The following is a 15,197-nucleotide window of genomic DNA, read 5'->3' as shown; positions in this document are numbered from 1 at the left end:
GATCCTTATTATTGGCGGCTACGGAAAGTGGTCCACAAGCGTGTGCGCTGGCGCATGTCCTTGAGGCTCATGCTGCGGTCGGCGTACAGCAGACCGCGAACGTCGGCAGGTGGGTAAATGTCCGGGTCGGTGCGCACCGCTTCATCCACCAGCGGCGTCGCGGCCTGGTTGGCGGTGGCAAAGAACAGCGTGTTGGTCAGCGCCGCGACGGATTCCGGGCGCAGCATGAACTCGATGAACTGGCGGGCTGCTTCGGGGTGTGGCGCGTCCTTGGGGATCGCCAGGTTGTCCTGCCACACCAGCGTGCCTTCCCGTGGAATCCGGTACGCCACCTCGAACGGCTTGTTGGCCTTGCGTGCCTGATCGGCGGCCATGCTGGCGTCACCGTTGTAAGCCAGTGCCAGGCAGACGCTACCATTGGCCAGGTCGTTGATCTGCCGGCCGCTGGCGACGTACAGCACCGAAGGCTGCAATTGATGCAACAACGCCTGCGCCGCTTCGAGATCATGCTTGTCGCTGCTGTAAGGATCCTTGCCCAGATAGTGCAACGCCAGGCCGATCACTTCCTGGGGCGAGTCGATGATCGCAATGCCACAGTCCTTCAGTTTGCTGGCGTATTCGGGTTTGAACAGCAGGTCCAGGCTGTTGAGCGGCACGTTCGGCAAGCGCTTTTGCAGCGCCTGGACATTCATTCCAAGCCCTAGCGTGCCCCAGGTATAGGGCACACCGTAGAGATTGCCCGGATCGACCGCTGCGAGTTTTTCCAACAGATCAGGGTCAAGGTTGGCGTAGCCTTTAAGCCCTTCGTGGGGAATGGCTTTCAATGCTCCGGCTGCCAGGCCGCGGGCCAGAACACTGGACGATGGCACCACCACGTCATAACCGCTGCCACCGGTGAGCAGTTTGGTTTCGAGCACCTCTGGCGCGTCGAACGTGTCGTAACGCACGTGAATGCCGGTTTCCTGCTCGAAACGCTGCAAGGTCTCGGGGGCGACGTAATCGGCCCAACTGTAGAGATTGACGACTTTTTCCTCGGCTTGGGCGCAAACAGCCACGGCGAGAAACAGCGTGGGGAAACACAGCTTGTATAAAGGAGCCATGACGAACACCTGACCAGAGGAAGTGGCTGCAGGATGCGTCGTCGGATACATTGATTAAATATCAAGTTTATTATCCTGACATTATCCCGGAGTAATGTTTGATGCTCGGCCAACTCCACGATCTCGATCTTCACCTGCTGCGCCTGTTCGTCAGCGTGGTGGAGTGCGGCGGTTTCAGTGCGGCCCAGGGTGAACTGGGTTTGAGCCAGTCGAGCATCAGCCAGCAAATGGCCAAGCTCGAAACCCGGCTCGGCTATAGGTTGTGCAGTCGCGGCAAGGGCGGATTCAAGATCACGCCCAAGGGCGAACGACTGATGACGGCGACAAGAGGGTTGTTCCAATCCATCGAAGCATTCCGCCATCAATCCAACGGCGTGGCAGGTCGATTGATCGGCGAAGTACGACTGGGCCTGTCCGAAGCCCTCGATCAATCGGTGCTGCAAAGGGTGGCCGCGGCCATCCGGCGCTTTCGCGAGCGGGACGAATCGGTACGTATCGAATTGATCAGTGCCATGCCCGGCGAAATGGAGCGCTTGCTGCTGCAACAGCGGCTGGACCTGGCGATCGGCTATTTCTCCCAGGTGCAAAGCGCGTTTGACTACCGCGAGCTGTTCAGCGAAACCCAGCACTTGTACTGCGCCCCCGGGCATCCGCTGTTCGCCGAGGATGCACCGGACGATCAAGCGCTCCAGGCCTGCGACCGGGTCGATCACCCTTACCGCTTCCTGCGCAGCGACGAACCGTTCCAGGGCAAGCTGTGTTCGGCGCGCTCGGAGCAGGTCGAAGGCACCCTCGCCTTCATTCTTTCGGGCAAGCATGTCGGGTATTTGCCCAGTCACTTTGCCAGGAGCTGGGAGGACAAGGGATTGCTCAGGGGCGTGCGTCGAGAGGACATGAGTTTTGACGTCGCATTCCATCTGGCCCGCCATCGCGCGCAGGTCCCGGGGGATGCGCAGAAGGCGTTCGAAGAGGATCTGCTGGCAGCGTTTGCTTGAAGTCCAGCGCAATCCCTCTGGGAGCGAGACCGGCTTGCCGGCGAAGGCGGTGTATCAGTCGATATCAATGCTGGATGTGCCGGCCTCTTCGTCGGAACGCCGCCCGGAGCCGGCTCGCTCCCACAGGGATTGCGCTTGGTATGTGTGGCTCATCGCTCGCCTCAAAATGGTCTTTCTGGCATCCTGCGCCTCCATTTTTTGACCCGGCCCGCCTCCTGGCATGCACACCACCATGACCGCCTCTGAAAAAAAACCTGCCCCGCGCCACAGCGACCTGATCTACGGCCTCGACGACCGCCCGCACCTGACCGCCACGGTCTTCGCCGCCCTGCAGCATGTACTGGCGAGTTTCGTCGGCATCATCACCCCGACCCTGATCATGGGCAGTGCCCTGGGCCTGCAAAGCGAAGTGCCGTACCTGATCAGCATGGCGCTGTTCGTCTCGGGCCTGGGCACTTTCGTCCAGGCGCGATGCTTCGGGCCGGTCGGTTCCGGCCTGCTGTGCCTGCAAGGCACCAGCTTCTCGTTCATCAGCGTGATTCTCAGCGCAGGGTTCATGGTCAAGGCCCGAGGTGGCGGCCCCGATGAGATCCTCTCGACGATCTTTGGCGTGTGCTTTTTCGCGGCGTTCATCGAAGTCGTCTTGAGCCAATTCATCGGCAAACTGCGCATGCTCATCACCCCGGTGGTAACCGGAACCATCATCACCCTGATGGGCCTGTCGCTGATCAAGGTCGCCATGACCGACATCGCCGGCGGTTTCGGTGCGGCGGATCTCGGCGCGGCAAGCCACCTGGGGCTGGCGGCATTGGTCCTCGGAACCATTGTCGTGTTGAACCGTGTCGATGTGCCGTTTTTGCGCCTCGGTGCGATTGTCATTGGCTTGACGCTCGGCTATGCCGTGGCCTGGCTGCTGGGTGACGTCAACTTCGCCAGCCTGCCCGACGTGCCGCTGATGAGCGTACCGGTGCCGTTCAAGTACGGTTTCTCCTTCGACTGGGTGGCGTTCGTGCCGGTGGCGGTGATTTTCCTGGTCTCGCCGCTGGAAGCTGCCGGCGACCTGACCGCCAATTCGATGATTTCCCTGCAACCGGTCAAGGGCCCGATCTACCTCCGCCGGATCAAGTCCGGCCTGCTCGCCGATGGTCTCAACTCGGCCATGGCGGCGGTGTTCAACAGCATGCCAATGGTGACCTTCGCCCAGAACAACGGGGTGATCCAGCTCACCGGCGTCGCCAGCCGCTACGTGGCGTTTTTCATTGCCGGCCTGTTGGTGGTGCTGGGGCTGTTCCCGATGATCGGCGCGGTGCTGCAACTGATGCCCAAACCCGTGCTCGGCGGCGCCGAACTGGTGATGTTCGGCACCGTGGCGGTGGCCGGAATCAAGATCCTCGCCGAAGCCGGCCTGCATCGGCGCAACATGCTGATCGTTTCGATTTCGCTGGGCATGGGCCTGGGGATCGCCGCGGTTCCGCAGGTATTGCGCGAACTGCCGGTGGCCCTGCACAACATCTTCGAATCGCCGATCACCGTCGGTGCGCTGTGCGCGATCATTCTCAATGTGTTCCTGCCCGAAGAATTCATCGAGCTGGAAGAGGATGATTTCGATCCGGAAGCCTCGATCCTGCAAGTCATGGAAAATCCGCCGGCGCTTGCCGAGGGCACATTGCTCATCAACCAGTGACAGTCCGCAGCGAACCCCTCACAGTGAACGTGGTCGCACAGGTAAACCGCTAATAGAGCTCAAGGATCGAGCCAGCGGTGGTTCGATCCTTTTTTCTGTCGAGAGCCCCTTCATGCGCAGACTCCTCGTTTTATGCTTCTCGTTGCTGTTGCTCTCACTGAGCGCCTGTGCCCTGCTGCCCAATCGCGATCCGCTGAACATCAACGTGGTCGGTTTCGAGCCGCTGCCGAACCAGGACATGGAAGTGCGTTTTGCCGTGAAGATACGCGTGCAAAACCCCAATGAAACCGCGATCAACTACAACGGCGTGGCCTTGGACCTGGAGGTCAACGGCCAGCCACTGGCCTCGGGCGTCAGTGATCAGGCAGGCACGATTGCGCGCTTTTCCGACGCCGTGCTGACCGTGCCGGTGAGCGTTTCGGCATTCTCGGTGCTGCGCCAGACACTGGGACTGAGCCAGACGCAGACGCTGAACAACGTGCCTTACGTGCTGCGCGGCAAACTGGCTGGTGGCTTGTTTGGCACCCTGCGTTTTGTCGACAGTGGCAAACTCAGCCTGCCAGGGCCGAATGCCACCCCCCGGTAAATCCGGCGCTGGCGATAACGTTCAATACGGATAGACAAGGAGGTAACACACATGGACATTCCCACCCTATACACCGAGCGCCTGATCCTGCGCCCGCTGGAACTGGCCGATGCCGAGGCGATCCAGCAACAGTTCCCGCACTGGGAAGTGGTGCGCTATCTGAACGCCTTGGTGCCCTGGCCCTATCCCGCCGACGGCGCGCTGACTTATCTGCGGGATAACGCCCTGCCGGCGATGGCCCGCGGCGAGGAATGGCACTGGTCGATCCGCTTGAAGTCGGCACCCGGGCAACTGATCGGCAATGTCAGCCTGATGAATCAGCAGGACAACAACCGCGGCTTCTGGCTCGCACCGCAGTGGCAAGGCCAGGGCTTGATGAGCGAAGCCAGCGCAGTCGTGACCGATTACTGGTTCGAGATGCTCGGTCGTTCAGTGCTGCGTGTACCAAAAGCGGCGCTCAATATCGGCTCGCGCAAACTCTCGCAGCGCACGGGCATGCGCTTGATCCGCACGGACGAGGGCGATTTCGTCAGCGGGCGCTTGCCGAGGGAATATGGGAAATTACCCGTGAAGAGTGGCTGCAGCTGCACTGAAGCCCATGTGGGAGCCTGCTCGCGAAAGCGGTCTGTCAGCCAACACCGCTACTGAATGTGCCGCCGCCTTCGCCAGCAAGCCGGCTCCTACAGGGTCATGTGGTGAAGCGGACGCCAGGTTTGGCTCGCTCGTCCACCGTCAATTCAAACACATCCGGGCGCGCGTAGTGCCCGACCACGTCAAAGTCATAACGTGCGCGAACCAGATCGTCGGTGTCGATCTCGGCGCTGAGCAAACCGGCCCCGCCGCGCAGAGGCCCAGCCAGGATGTCGCCCATTGGCCCGACGATTACACTGCCACCCGCGATCAGCGGTCGGTCCGCCGGCCAGTTGGCGATGTCCACGCCCAGGGCCTGCGGTGAGTCCTGAACCTGGCAGGCGCTGACCACGAAGCAACGCCCTTCATGGGCGATGTGGCGCATGCTGACCTGCCACATGTCCCGCTCATCCACCGTTGGCGCGCACCAGACCTCCACACCCTTGGCATACATGGCGGTACGCAACAGCGGCATCATGTTTTCCCAGCACACCAGCGCACCGATCCGCCCGACCTGACTGTCGATCACCGGCAAGGTCGAACCATCGCCCTTGCCCCAGATAAGCCGCTCGGTACCCGTCGGCATCAACTTGCGGTGTCTGGCCACCAGCCCGACCTGCGGATCAAAGTACAACGCAGTGCAGTACAAGGTGCTGCCGGCGCGTTCGATGACACCGATCACCAGATTGGCCCCGGTGCGTGCCGACAAGCCGGCCAACGCCTCGGTTTCCGCTCCGGGCACGTCGATGGCGTTGGCGAAATACCGGGCAAAGGCTTCACGACCTTCCGGCAGTCGATAGCCCAGTTGCGTGCCAAAGCCCTCGCCCTTGGGGTAACCGCCGAGCACCGCTTCGGGCATGACCACCAGCGCGGCGCCGGATTCAAGAATGGCCTGTTCATACGACAGAATCTGCTCCAGGGTCTCTTCCTTGCCGCCGGGCAAGGCGCCGATTTGCAGGGCAGCAACAATTGACTTGGGCATGGCAGTCTCCGAAAGGTAATGAAGTGTTGCTCATTCTCGGCCGTCGCTGGATCATGAATAAAGACCGATTCACTGCTGAATGATATGAACACGATGAATATCGCTACCGTCGATCTCAATCTGCTTAAAGTCTTTGAAGCCCTGCATGAAGAGTCCAGCGCGAGCCGTGCCGCGTTGCGGCTGGGCGTGACGCAATCGGCGGTCAGTGCTGCGTTGCGCCGCTTGCGCGAGTTGTATGGCGATCAATTGTTCGTGCGCACCGGCCGCGGCCTGGCGCCGACCCTCAAGGCCAACCAGTTGAAACCGGTGGTCAGCGAGGCGCTGAACAAATGCCGGCAGAGCCTGGCGATGGTCGATCCGGCCGCCGATCAGTACGATGGGCGCTCGGTCACAGTGGGTATGTCGGATGATTTCGAGATCGCCTATGGGCGCGGATTGATCGAAAAAATCGCCCTCTGCGCGCCAAAGCTGCGGCTGATCTTCCGCCAGACCCACAGCCAGATCGTCGCCCGGGCGTTGATGGAACGCAGCATCGACCTGGCGATTACCGCCGGCGGTTTCGCCGAACGATTGCTCAGCCGTCAGGTGCTCGGTGAAGGCAGTTATCAGTGCCTGGTCGATCCGACGAGCCTGGCCGAGGGACAACACAGCATCAGCCTGGAAGAGTTCGTCGCCCGCGAGCACATTCTGGTGTCGTCCGGCGGCTTTATCGGAATCACCGATGAAGGGCTGGCGGCGCTGGGTTTAAGTCGACGGGTGAGTGCTTCGACCACGCACTTTGCGGCGTTGCCGCACTTGCTCAAGGGCAGTCAGGCGGTGGCGACGATTCCGGCCCACGCCGCCCAAAGCATTGCCGCGCTCAGCGGCCTGGCGCTGCTGCCCTGCCCGCTGGACCTGCCGCGTTACCCGATCGAACTGGGCTGGCGCACCAGCACCCGGCTTGATCCGGTGGTATTGAAAGTGCGAGAAGCCATTGTCGCGAGCTTTGCGCATACGCAATGACCGTCTTGCGGTTGTCCAGATATCCCTGCAGGGGGTAGTGTCAGATGGACATCTATTTCGCAGCCATCAGCCGATTGACTTCACTGCGCACCATGTTCGCGAATTCCGGCGGCGACATGCCGTCGAGTTCGGCACGTACCCACTCGGCCCATTTGCCTTTGCGCTTGGCCCGTTCGCCAAACAACCGCGCCGCCTCGCCCTTGGCCTTGCCCAGGTTGTTCTGCCAGAGCTCGAACAGACGGGATTTCTCATCTTCAAGCGCAGCGCGCTCGGTAAGGGGTTTGTCGGCCAGATTGAAGCTCATGGGAAGTACCTGCTGCGTAAAATAGGCGACATCTTACACTGTAGGAAGAAATGTCCGGCGCTGGATTTTTCATCAGGATCGAGTCGGCACGCACATTCACTGCAACTTTTTCATCGGCGACAGACTCCATTGTTCACTGTCCATTCACCTGCAAGGAGTACCTCAATGGCCCGCAAAACCGCCGCACAAGTCGCCGAAGATCAAATCAAGGACCAGGCCTTCAGCGAACTGCAGGCTCTGATCGAAGAGTCGGAAAAACTGCTCAAGAGCAGTGCCTCACTGGTCGGTGAGGAAGCTGAGACCCTTCGTGGGCAAATCGCCCAGAAACTCCAGCAGGCCCGGGACTCGGTGACCAGCGTTCGTGACCGGACCCTGCCTGCGGTCGAAGCCACCGAGACTTACATCGGTGGTCATCCGTGGCAAACCGTGGCCATCTCCGCCGGTTTTGGCCTGGTGGTCGGGTTGTTGCTGGGTCGGCGGTAATAATGTAGGAGCGAGCTCGCTCGCGAAGGACGTTAACGATAACGCGTTGTTTTTTTGAATAAACGCGTCGCCCTTGAATCATCGCGAGCGAGCTCGCTCCTACAAGCGCGTAGATTTCAGAGCCCCGCCAATTCCCGCAAATTCGCCAACGTCTGAGCATCAAGCTGGATGCCGTCGGTGGCGGCCTTGGCCCGCTGCAGGTGACGTCGGTCCCCCGGCAAACGCTTGAGCCCCACACCGTGCATTTGCCGTACGAGTTCCTGGCTGCGCTCGGCAAAGCTCTGTCCGGCCGCCTTGCTCGGGTCGATGACGATCAGCAACTGGCCGGTCCAGGGCGTCCTGGCACCCGGATGGTTCGACCAATCGAACTCGAAGGAAAAATGACCGCCGGTCAGCGCCGCCGCCAACAGTTCCACCATCATCGACAGTGCCGACCCCTTGTGCCCACCGAACGGCAATAACGCTCCCCCTTCCAGAATCGCTTTCGGATCCTGGGTCGGCTGGCCGAGGCTGTCCACGCCCATGCCCACGGGCAAGCGTTCGCCCTTGCGGGCGGCAATCTGCACATCCCCATGGGCAATGGCGCTGGTGGCCAGGTCGAAGACAATCGGCTCGCCATCGGCCCGCGGCGCGGCGAAGGCAATCGGGTTGGTCCCGAACAAGGGACGATCGGCACCGTGCGGCACCACGCAGGTCATGCTGTTGACCACACTCAGCGCCACCAGCCCCTCATAGGCGAACGGTTCGACATCCGGCCACAAGGCGGCGAAGTGGTGAGAGTTACGTATCGCCAGCACCGCAATGCCGGCACTGCGGGCTTTTTCCACCAGCAACGCACGTGCCGCGGCAAGGGCCGGTTGGGCGAAACCATTGCCGGCGTCGACCCGGACGAAACCCGAGGCCACATCCTCTACCACCGGCACCGCCTGGCCATTGACCCAGCCGCTTTGCAGCGTCGACACATAACCGGGAATGCGGAATACGCCATGGCTGTGGGCGCCATCGCGTTCGGCGCCGGCGCAGTTTTGCGCCAGTACGCGAGCGACGTCGGCCGAAGTACCGTGACGCAGGAAGATCTTTTCAAGCAATCCCGTCAGCGCTTCGAGGGACAGGTTTTGCGAGACAGCCGTAGACAGTTGATCGTGTGGCGCAGACATCTGAAGCTCCAGACTGATTATTGGAGGGGGCAACAGCGTACGAGGGATAAGCAAACCGATTAACAACGCGACCCGAGCCGGCTGTCAATCTTTCGATTGAATGCCGCTCAACCGGCTCAATGTAACCGACCCGGCACGGAACACTGCGATAACTATTTACCACCTTGCCCGCGCGGGCATCACCTAGGTTGGAGGCCCATTCATTTATCGCCGATGAGGCGAGCTGAAACGAGGCTTCTATGACCACTTCCCCCCTCCCCTTGTTTTTTCCGCAAGTGCTATATGAGCCGGGCTTGCACAAAGAACTCGGAAAAACCCACCACCTGTCGGACAAGGATTTTACCTGGCTCAGCCATATCGAGTTGGCAAGCGATGAACTTCGACAAAAACAAACATCCCCCATGTCTGCCGAAAAACTGACTCTGCAGGTGAAGGACAAGTCGCCGGTACCCTTGGCCGGATGTTTCATGTTGTCATCCACACCCGACGACGCCGGTGCCATTCTGTACACGCCCTACGGCGGCATCGAGAAGTTCGACGACGTCGAATCACTCAAGGAAGCGTTGGTCCGGAGACTGAAGGGACAAGCCGATCGGGAAGAACTGTTGCGTTTTGTCTCGATAGCCCAACGAAAGGAACTGGAAGGCGAATCGATCGCCGAAGTGACTAACGACGTCATCGATGGTGAGGTATTCAAGGATCAGGAAACGGTCATCAAGGGCAACCAGCAACAGAATGCACAGCGAATGCTGGTGGAGTTAGTTGAACTGCCGTCACTGACGGGCTTGCTGAATGAGATTCTTGACGATTTATTGGGCAGCTCCTTTTCAGGACTGAAGCAAAACCAAACCCGGGTCAGCTTCGCCACCCACTCGAGCGAGAATCCGACTTTGGAAAAGTCCATACTGCTCAGTGACGCCCTCATGTTTTACTACCGCCACCAAGGCTGGCCGTTAGACCAGACCATCGAGTTCAGCAACCCAAACCGTACGCTGAAAGCCAACGATCCGGACCAGGTCGAGCGCGACAAAGGACTATGGCAACAGGCGGTCAAGACCGCCTCCGCCGGGCTGATCCGGTTGCTTGGTGAAAAACTTCAGGCGTACTGGGTTCATGTGCTGCCGAACGGGCAGTCCCGTCGCAAGCTGTTTATTCAGGCAATCAGCGACAAGGCTCGTGCGAGTATCCTGTTCAAGCGACAGGACGAGATCATCAGTCCTGAACAAAGTCGCGCACTGGAAGTTTTATTTGACCGCAGTAACACGGGAACCGCGCAATCGGCGCTGGTTCCCGAAACTGTGCGCCTGTGGGAACACGCAGCGAATTTCGTCGAGCTGGCGGGCTCATTCATGATTGCTCATCCGGACGCCTATCTCTTTACCCCCGCCAGCGGTTTGCAGCTACTTGAGGACCATAAAGATTTGCAGCAAACCGTGCGCGCCAAGTTCACTGCCAAAGGGCATGACGATGAGCTGTACGAATTGTTGACGCAGGAGGAGCGCCATCGCTTTCTCGGTTTCCAAAAACCTCACGCATCCGGCGAAGCGATTGCAGGTCCAGTGTTCGAATCGCTGTTTGACGCAATCATCGACAAACAGCTGCACAACGTCGAATACGCGCTGGGCGTGTTCCGTCACAGCGACGGCATCGTGAGTATACCGGCGCTGTTCGACAAGGCACTGGACGTGCGAAGCATGGTCGACGGTCAGTTGTTGGAATTGCCGACGCAGGGTCGCTGGAGCACCCACCAGGTCATTACGGGCCAATCGCGTCCGTCCATTGTCCTGGCAGACAAAGCGACCGCTTTCGCCAAAACCATTGAAAGCGTCAGATCAGCGCTCGATCTGGAGTGGCTCGCGCAACCCGACGAAACGAATGCGCAACAGAGAACGTATCTGGAAGGGATGAAATCCAGACTGGCCAATGCCATGTCGGTGGGTATTCGGGGCGAGGCCAACCTTCGTCTGCTCAACCGCACGTTGTCTGAAGTCGATTGCGCAATGGTCAATACAGTACTTGATTCCGAGCACCCGACGCGCCGCCAGCGCAAGGCGCTCAATGGATTTCGTCCCGATGCATACTGGTTAAGCCTTGAAACTGCCGACAGTACAACATCGCTGGCCGTGGCCCATTGTTTCATGCTCACCGAACGCGGCGGTCTGGACACACAGCATTCAGGCCGGGCGATTCTCTGGACGCCGGCCATGGGGCTGGAGGTCTTTGACTCCGTCGCCACGGCCAGGACCGAGCTGCAACGGCGACTGCTTGACCCTCTCAAGCGTCTGACGCTGCTTGAAAATCTCCTGCCGACTGAACGCATGTTCCATAAAAAGTATGAATTGGGTAATTTTCGGCCAATCGAGGGCGATCTACTGCTCCATCGTCAGCAGTCAGCCATCGAGCATTTTCTGGCAGTCTACGACCAGGTTCGAACGTTGAAACTGGCGGCGCTGAAACAGGCCAAAGCCTTTTATGCGCTTAAACGCCAACCCACCTTCACCAATCTGCAGCGGGCCAAGGATATTAGCGAGGCCATTGCTACCCAGCAGACCTTGCCGGCCTGGCTGGGGATGGCATCACTCGATGAACAGCAAAAACATGTCGAAATAATGGAGCAACACCGCCAGAGCCTGTCGGACGGTAAAGACTATCTACATGGCATAAAAACCCTGGCTGTCTATGTGCACGAGCAACTGGTGTACCTGCAAAAAACCCGTTTCAACGGCACTTTCATTGACCCGGACCATGTCAAGGTCACACCTGCATTAGCCATCGCCGGCCCCGCACAATCGTTGACCGAATTTGCGCTGAATCACGTCAATGTGCTCCAGGGAACAGGTTTCTCCATAGCATCGACCAGCTCAAAGGCATTGCCCCCGGGTATGGACACCCAGGCCGTACAGCAACTGCTTTTGCAGTTGAACATCAAGTCAGTGTATGAGCAGTTGCTTTCGGAGCAATTGTCAGACGATAACGACGATGCCAAAGCGCGAAAACTGCGCTACTTCCAGCAGTTGCCCTGGCAGCTGTTGCAAGAGGCCCACGCGCTTAAATTGCAAGAGCAACTGTCGGAGAAGGGGTTTGACTCAATCCAGCAGATACTGGACATGCCCAATGCCACGGCTCGGGCCGCGGTCAAAGGGGCAGACGCTACTATCCGTCCCCTGCAGTTGATCTCCACGGCTGGCGCCACAGCCGTCGAGGCCCTGGGGATGTACCTGGTGAGCCCGGGCAAAAGTGTGACCGGTCCACATGTGCTCTATGCGCCCTATTTTGTCGGGTCACCCTTCACCGAGTTCGAGAGTGAGGCCAGCCTGCTTGCCGCACTTAATACGCCCGGGCCTTTGCAAGAGTTGTTGATCCGTCGCCTGCCTGAATCGTCTCAAGCAACTTTTCAAAACCTGCTCAAATCCACCGTGGGAGAGACCACGGAAATGACCCTCGCTTCAAACCCCATTGCTGGCAATGTGCTGGAGCGTCTATTCCAGGACAACATACAACTGCTGAAGCAGATGTTGGGCAGTCAATCCACGGTTACCGCCCAGACTGATTGGGAAAAAGCCAAGGAGCTGTTCAGTTCCGGGATCAAGCTGGTGGCTGGATTTCTGCCGGGCAAATGGTCCTGTGGCCTGTTTCTGTGGCAGGCCTACAAGGATTTCAAGGATTCTGCCGAAGCGCTGCAAAACCACCACTGGAAACGCGCGTTCAAAGCATTCATCTATGGTGTGGCGCAGATGATCACTCTAGGCCGGGCGTTGCAGGGAAACCCGGCCTCTACCGCTGCGCAAATCCCCCCAACAGGATCGCACATCGCACAACCTGTTGTTGCGTCTCAGTGGTCGGCAATCAACATCACCTCCGCGAGCCGGACAACGGCGCAAGCGTACGAAGCGCCAACTGTCGATCTGGAAAAATTCGAGAAAAAAGCAGCGCAGGGTACTTATCGCGACCCTACGACAACGCACCACTACGCGCCTGTTATGGGAAAAGTCTATCGCGTCGCAAAACACGGCAAGGCGTGGCGCATGATCAACGAAAAGCAACTGGGCCCCCTCCTGGAAAAGGCTCCAGACTCTCAGCTGGTTTTCGCTGCCGACCCGCACGCCATTCACTATGGCAAGGCGATATCCCGTTTCGCGAACAGGATCGCAACCCGTTTCGACGCTTCGACAACGCTCAACATCGAAGCAGAGGGGATGGACGAAATACGGCGTAAATACCCCGGGAAAGCCCGAACAATTGTGCAGGCAATCGATATGGCCAGGTATTACGCCTTTAACAGCATTCACAATTTGTCACAGTTGCGAACCTCGGGTTCAGGCACTCGGCTTGACACCTTCCTGAAAACGTTTTTTGACGTGACCGCAATCGACACCTTGATTCTGGACAAAATCAAAACCGTTATCGTGCCAATCTGCAATGCGCTGGTGGATCCGGAGCTGGACGAATTCGATTCCAAAAGGTTCGTCGTCGGTTCCAACACTTCAACGATTGACCCTGTGGTCGCATTTGTCATTGAAACCGATATGCAAAAAAAAGTGTATTTCACAGAATCCTTTTTCAATCAGCAACTTGACTCGTACAAGTTCAATCTGACCGAGCCATTCGATGTCGATGCCCATGCCCAGGCAGCGACGTTGATCCATGAGTTTTCACACCACTTCGCCAAAACGATCGACATCGCCTATCTGGAAGCCAGACGTCCATTCGCCGATCTCATCGCAACTCTCACCCCATTCGCCGTGAATTTGAAAAGTGAACATGAACAAATCCAGCGTGCCTTGTCGATGGCAACGCCCCGTGACGAGTTGTTTGCCCAATGGAACGACGTGATGTCGTCATGGGAAAGCCTGGATTCCATTCCCGCTACCGCTCATACCGGCAAGGAAATCAAAAAAATCACCGGCACCAAATCGATGAGCGACGCCCGAAAAGCGTTCCTGGACCGTGTGAAGCCCGATCTGCGGATCGACACGATTTTGCGTAATGCGGATTCAATCGCGAGGCTCGTCTGCGAAATGGGCCGGCAGCTCGACCCGGTGCCGGTTACGCCGAGAGCGTCGCCTTGAGTCGCCGTTGCTTTTGATCATTTTTTCACGGGTTTTATGGATACTGCATGGCAACTACCGGTTTTTTCAGGGTGTTTAAGTGAAAAACATTCCCGTTTGATGGGTAATTGCCATGACGGTTGTTCTCGCCGACTTCGCTCAAGGTTAGAATGCAGGAAATCAGGATGAGTCAATGACCGACAGCCCTCTCTCGCAAGCCCAATATGACGCCATCACCGATGCCGCTGCGCACTGGTGCATGCGTCTGCACGCCATCGACTGCACCGCGCAAGAGCGCCTGGCTTTCGAACAATGGCGTGATGCTCATCCGCTTCATGCGTTCGAGTACGAGGCCATGCTGGACATCTGGGAAGTCGCAGGGGATTTGCCTCGTCCTGACGCCGTCGTGCCAGCGGCCCGGATCAAACCTGCAACGCCCTGGCGCACGGTCGGCATTGCCGCCGCCGTGTGTGTCCTGGCGTTGCCACTGGCGGCCTATAGCGGCTGGAACCTCGGTTGGCTACCCGATGCCTATCAGCACTTCGAGGCCAGCGAAACGGTTCGCCAGGTCACCCTGAGCGATGGCAGCCAGGTGGAACTGAACCTGGGCAGTGAGCTGACGTTCAGCAACTACAAGGATCATCGTCGGGTCACGCTGAATAAGGGCGAAGCTTTTTTCAGCGTCAGTCACGACACTGCTCACCCCTTTACCGTCAGGGCAGCGGACGGCAGGATTCGGGTCACCGGAACCCGATTCAACGTCTGGATGTATGAGGATCAGGTGCGCGTCAACCTGATTGAAGGTTCGGTGCTGGTGAGCAGCAATGATGATCTTCCGGGCGATGGCTTGCGTCTCGGGCCAGCGATGCAGGCCCGTTATAAACACGGCGACTTCACACCGCAGATCAGCCAGACCTACGCCAACGACAATTCATTGGCCTGGCGCAGCGGCAAACTGGTGCTCGATGATCTGGCGCTGTCCGATGCCCTGCCCTTGATCAATCGGTATCTGGGCAAGCCGGTCATGCTGGCCGACCACAGTACCGGCTCGATCCGCCTCGGTGGCATTTACAACATCAAGGAACTCAACAACCTGGTGGCGTCCCTGCCCAAGGTGCTGCCGGTCTACCTGACCCGCAACAAGGATGGCAACCCGGTCCTCAACGCCATTCCGCAACAGACCCCGAAAAGCTGAAGGCCGCCACCCTTGCGGGGTGCGGCCTTCA

The 15,197-nt window shown here is 58.8% G+C and carries 11 protein-coding genes and 1 pseudogene; 8 read left to right on the top strand and 4 right to left on the bottom strand.

What is annotated here, in order from left to right; genetic code table 11:
- Window positions 1-8: 8 nt before the first annotated feature.
- The gene (locus ACA067_RS13430; protein WP_497462206.1) at window positions 9-1,100 is read right to left on the bottom strand and encodes a polyamine ABC transporter substrate-binding protein; all 1,092 of its coding nucleotides are present in this window, start codon (window positions 1,098-1,100) and stop codon (window positions 9-11) included.
- Between the two features lie 101 nt (window positions 1,101-1,201).
- Between ACA067_RS13430 and ACA067_RS13425 the strand changes: the two genes are divergently transcribed.
- The 4 genes and pseudogenes from ACA067_RS13425 to ACA067_RS13410 all read left to right on the top strand — a co-directional run bounded on the left by ACA067_RS13425 (window position 1,202) and on the right by ACA067_RS13410 (window position 4,958).
- The gene (locus ACA067_RS13425) at window positions 1,202-2,095 is read left to right on the top strand and encodes a LysR family transcriptional regulator (protein WP_497462205.1); all 894 of its coding nucleotides are present in this window, start codon (window positions 1,202-1,204) and stop codon (window positions 2,093-2,095) included.
- A 232-nt stretch (window positions 2,096-2,327) separates the two neighbouring features.
- The gene (locus tag ACA067_RS13420) at window positions 2,328-3,779 is read left to right on the top strand and encodes a nucleobase:cation symporter-2 family protein (RefSeq protein WP_497462204.1); all 1,452 of its coding nucleotides are present in this window, start codon (window positions 2,328-2,330) and stop codon (window positions 3,777-3,779) included.
- Window positions 3,780-3,891: 112 nt separating this feature from the next.
- Window positions 3,892-4,365, top strand: a complete 474-nt coding sequence (locus tag ACA067_RS13415; protein WP_497462203.1) for an LEA/WHy family protein — start codon at window positions 3,892-3,894, stop codon at window positions 4,363-4,365.
- Window positions 4,366-4,416: 51 nt separating this feature from the next.
- Window positions 4,417-4,958: pseudogene (locus ACA067_RS13410) on the top strand (GNAT family N-acetyltransferase).
- Between the two features lie 95 nt (window positions 4,959-5,053).
- Here ACA067_RS13410 and ACA067_RS13405 read toward each other — a convergent pair.
- A complete protein-coding gene (locus tag ACA067_RS13405; RefSeq protein WP_497462202.1) occupies window positions 5,054-5,977 on the bottom strand; it encodes a carbon-nitrogen hydrolase family protein in 924 nt (307 codons plus the stop codon).
- Window positions 5,978-6,061: 84 nt separating this feature from the next.
- On the opposite strand from ACA067_RS13405, the gene ACA067_RS13400 reads away from it, so the two are divergent.
- Entirely contained in the window at window positions 6,062-6,979 is a 918-nt protein-coding gene (locus ACA067_RS13400; protein WP_497462201.1) for a LysR family transcriptional regulator, read from the top strand.
- 52 nt (window positions 6,980-7,031) lie between these two features.
- On the opposite strand, the gene ACA067_RS13395 is transcribed toward ACA067_RS13400, so the two are convergent.
- Window positions 7,032-7,283, bottom strand: a complete 252-nt coding sequence (locus ACA067_RS13395; RefSeq protein WP_497462200.1) for a hypothetical protein — start codon at window positions 7,281-7,283, stop codon at window positions 7,032-7,034.
- 165 nt (window positions 7,284-7,448) lie between these two features.
- On the opposite strand from ACA067_RS13395, the gene ACA067_RS13390 reads away from it, so the two are divergent.
- On the top strand, window positions 7,449-7,766 hold the full coding sequence (locus ACA067_RS13390; protein ID WP_497462199.1) for an ElaB/YgaM/YqjD family protein: 318 nt from the start codon (window positions 7,449-7,451) through the stop codon (window positions 7,764-7,766).
- A gap of 116 nt (window positions 7,767-7,882) precedes the next feature.
- Here ACA067_RS13390 and ACA067_RS13385 read toward each other — a convergent pair whose 3' ends face one another.
- Window positions 7,883-8,923: an Ldh family oxidoreductase gene (locus ACA067_RS13385; protein ID WP_497462198.1), complete on the bottom strand. Its 1,041-nt coding sequence runs from the start codon at window positions 8,921-8,923 to the stop codon at window positions 7,883-7,885.
- Between the two features lie 239 nt (window positions 8,924-9,162).
- Here ACA067_RS13385 and ACA067_RS13380 point away from each other — a divergent pair, with 239 nt between their 5' ends.
- Together ACA067_RS13380 and ACA067_RS13375 are read left to right on the top strand one after the other, a co-directional pair.
- Complete coding sequence (locus ACA067_RS13380) at window positions 9,163-13,992, top strand: dermonecrotic toxin domain-containing protein (RefSeq protein ID WP_497462197.1); 4,830 nt, start codon at window positions 9,163-9,165, stop codon at window positions 13,990-13,992.
- Window positions 13,993-14,164: 172 nt separating this feature from the next.
- Window positions 14,165-15,166: a FecR family protein gene (locus ACA067_RS13375; RefSeq protein WP_497462196.1), complete on the top strand. Its 1,002-nt coding sequence runs from the start codon at window positions 14,165-14,167 to the stop codon at window positions 15,164-15,166.
- Window positions 15,167-15,197: the final 31 nt, after the last annotated feature.

Source organism: Pseudomonas sp. LBUM1674 (genome assembly GCF_059695635.1).
This window is presented reverse-complemented; position numbering and strand designations above follow the sequence as displayed.

What these genes read in the sequence shown, in the direction of transcription:
- ACA067_RS13430 (WP_497462206.1), bottom strand. Translation starts at nt 1,100, where the DNA reads ATGGCTCCTTTATACAAGCTGTGTTTCCCCACGCTGTTTCTCGCCGTG.
- ACA067_RS13425 (WP_497462205.1), top strand. Translation starts at nt 1,202, where the DNA reads ATGCTCGGCCAACTCCACGATCTCGATCTTCACCTGCTGCGCCTGTTC.
- ACA067_RS13420 (WP_497462204.1), top strand. Translation starts at nt 2,328, where the DNA reads ATGACCGCCTCTGAAAAAAAACCTGCCCCGCGCCACAGCGACCTGATC.
- ACA067_RS13415 (WP_497462203.1), top strand. Translation starts at nt 3,892, where the DNA reads ATGCGCAGACTCCTCGTTTTATGCTTCTCGTTGCTGTTGCTCTCACTG.
- ACA067_RS13405 (WP_497462202.1), bottom strand. Translation starts at nt 5,977, where the DNA reads ATGCCCAAGTCAATTGTTGCTGCCCTGCAAATCGGCGCCTTGCCCGGC.
- ACA067_RS13400 (WP_497462201.1), top strand. Translation starts at nt 6,062, where the DNA reads ATGAACACGATGAATATCGCTACCGTCGATCTCAATCTGCTTAAAGTC.
- ACA067_RS13395 (WP_497462200.1), bottom strand. Translation starts at nt 7,283, where the DNA reads ATGAGCTTCAATCTGGCCGACAAACCCCTTACCGAGCGCGCTGCGCTT.
- ACA067_RS13390 (WP_497462199.1), top strand. Translation starts at nt 7,449, where the DNA reads ATGGCCCGCAAAACCGCCGCACAAGTCGCCGAAGATCAAATCAAGGAC.
- ACA067_RS13385 (WP_497462198.1), bottom strand. Translation starts at nt 8,923, where the DNA reads ATGTCTGCGCCACACGATCAACTGTCTACGGCTGTCTCGCAAAACCTG.
- ACA067_RS13380 (WP_497462197.1), top strand. Translation starts at nt 9,163, where the DNA reads ATGACCACTTCCCCCCTCCCCTTGTTTTTTCCGCAAGTGCTATATGAG.
- ACA067_RS13375 (WP_497462196.1), top strand. Translation starts at nt 14,165, where the DNA reads ATGACCGACAGCCCTCTCTCGCAAGCCCAATATGACGCCATCACCGAT.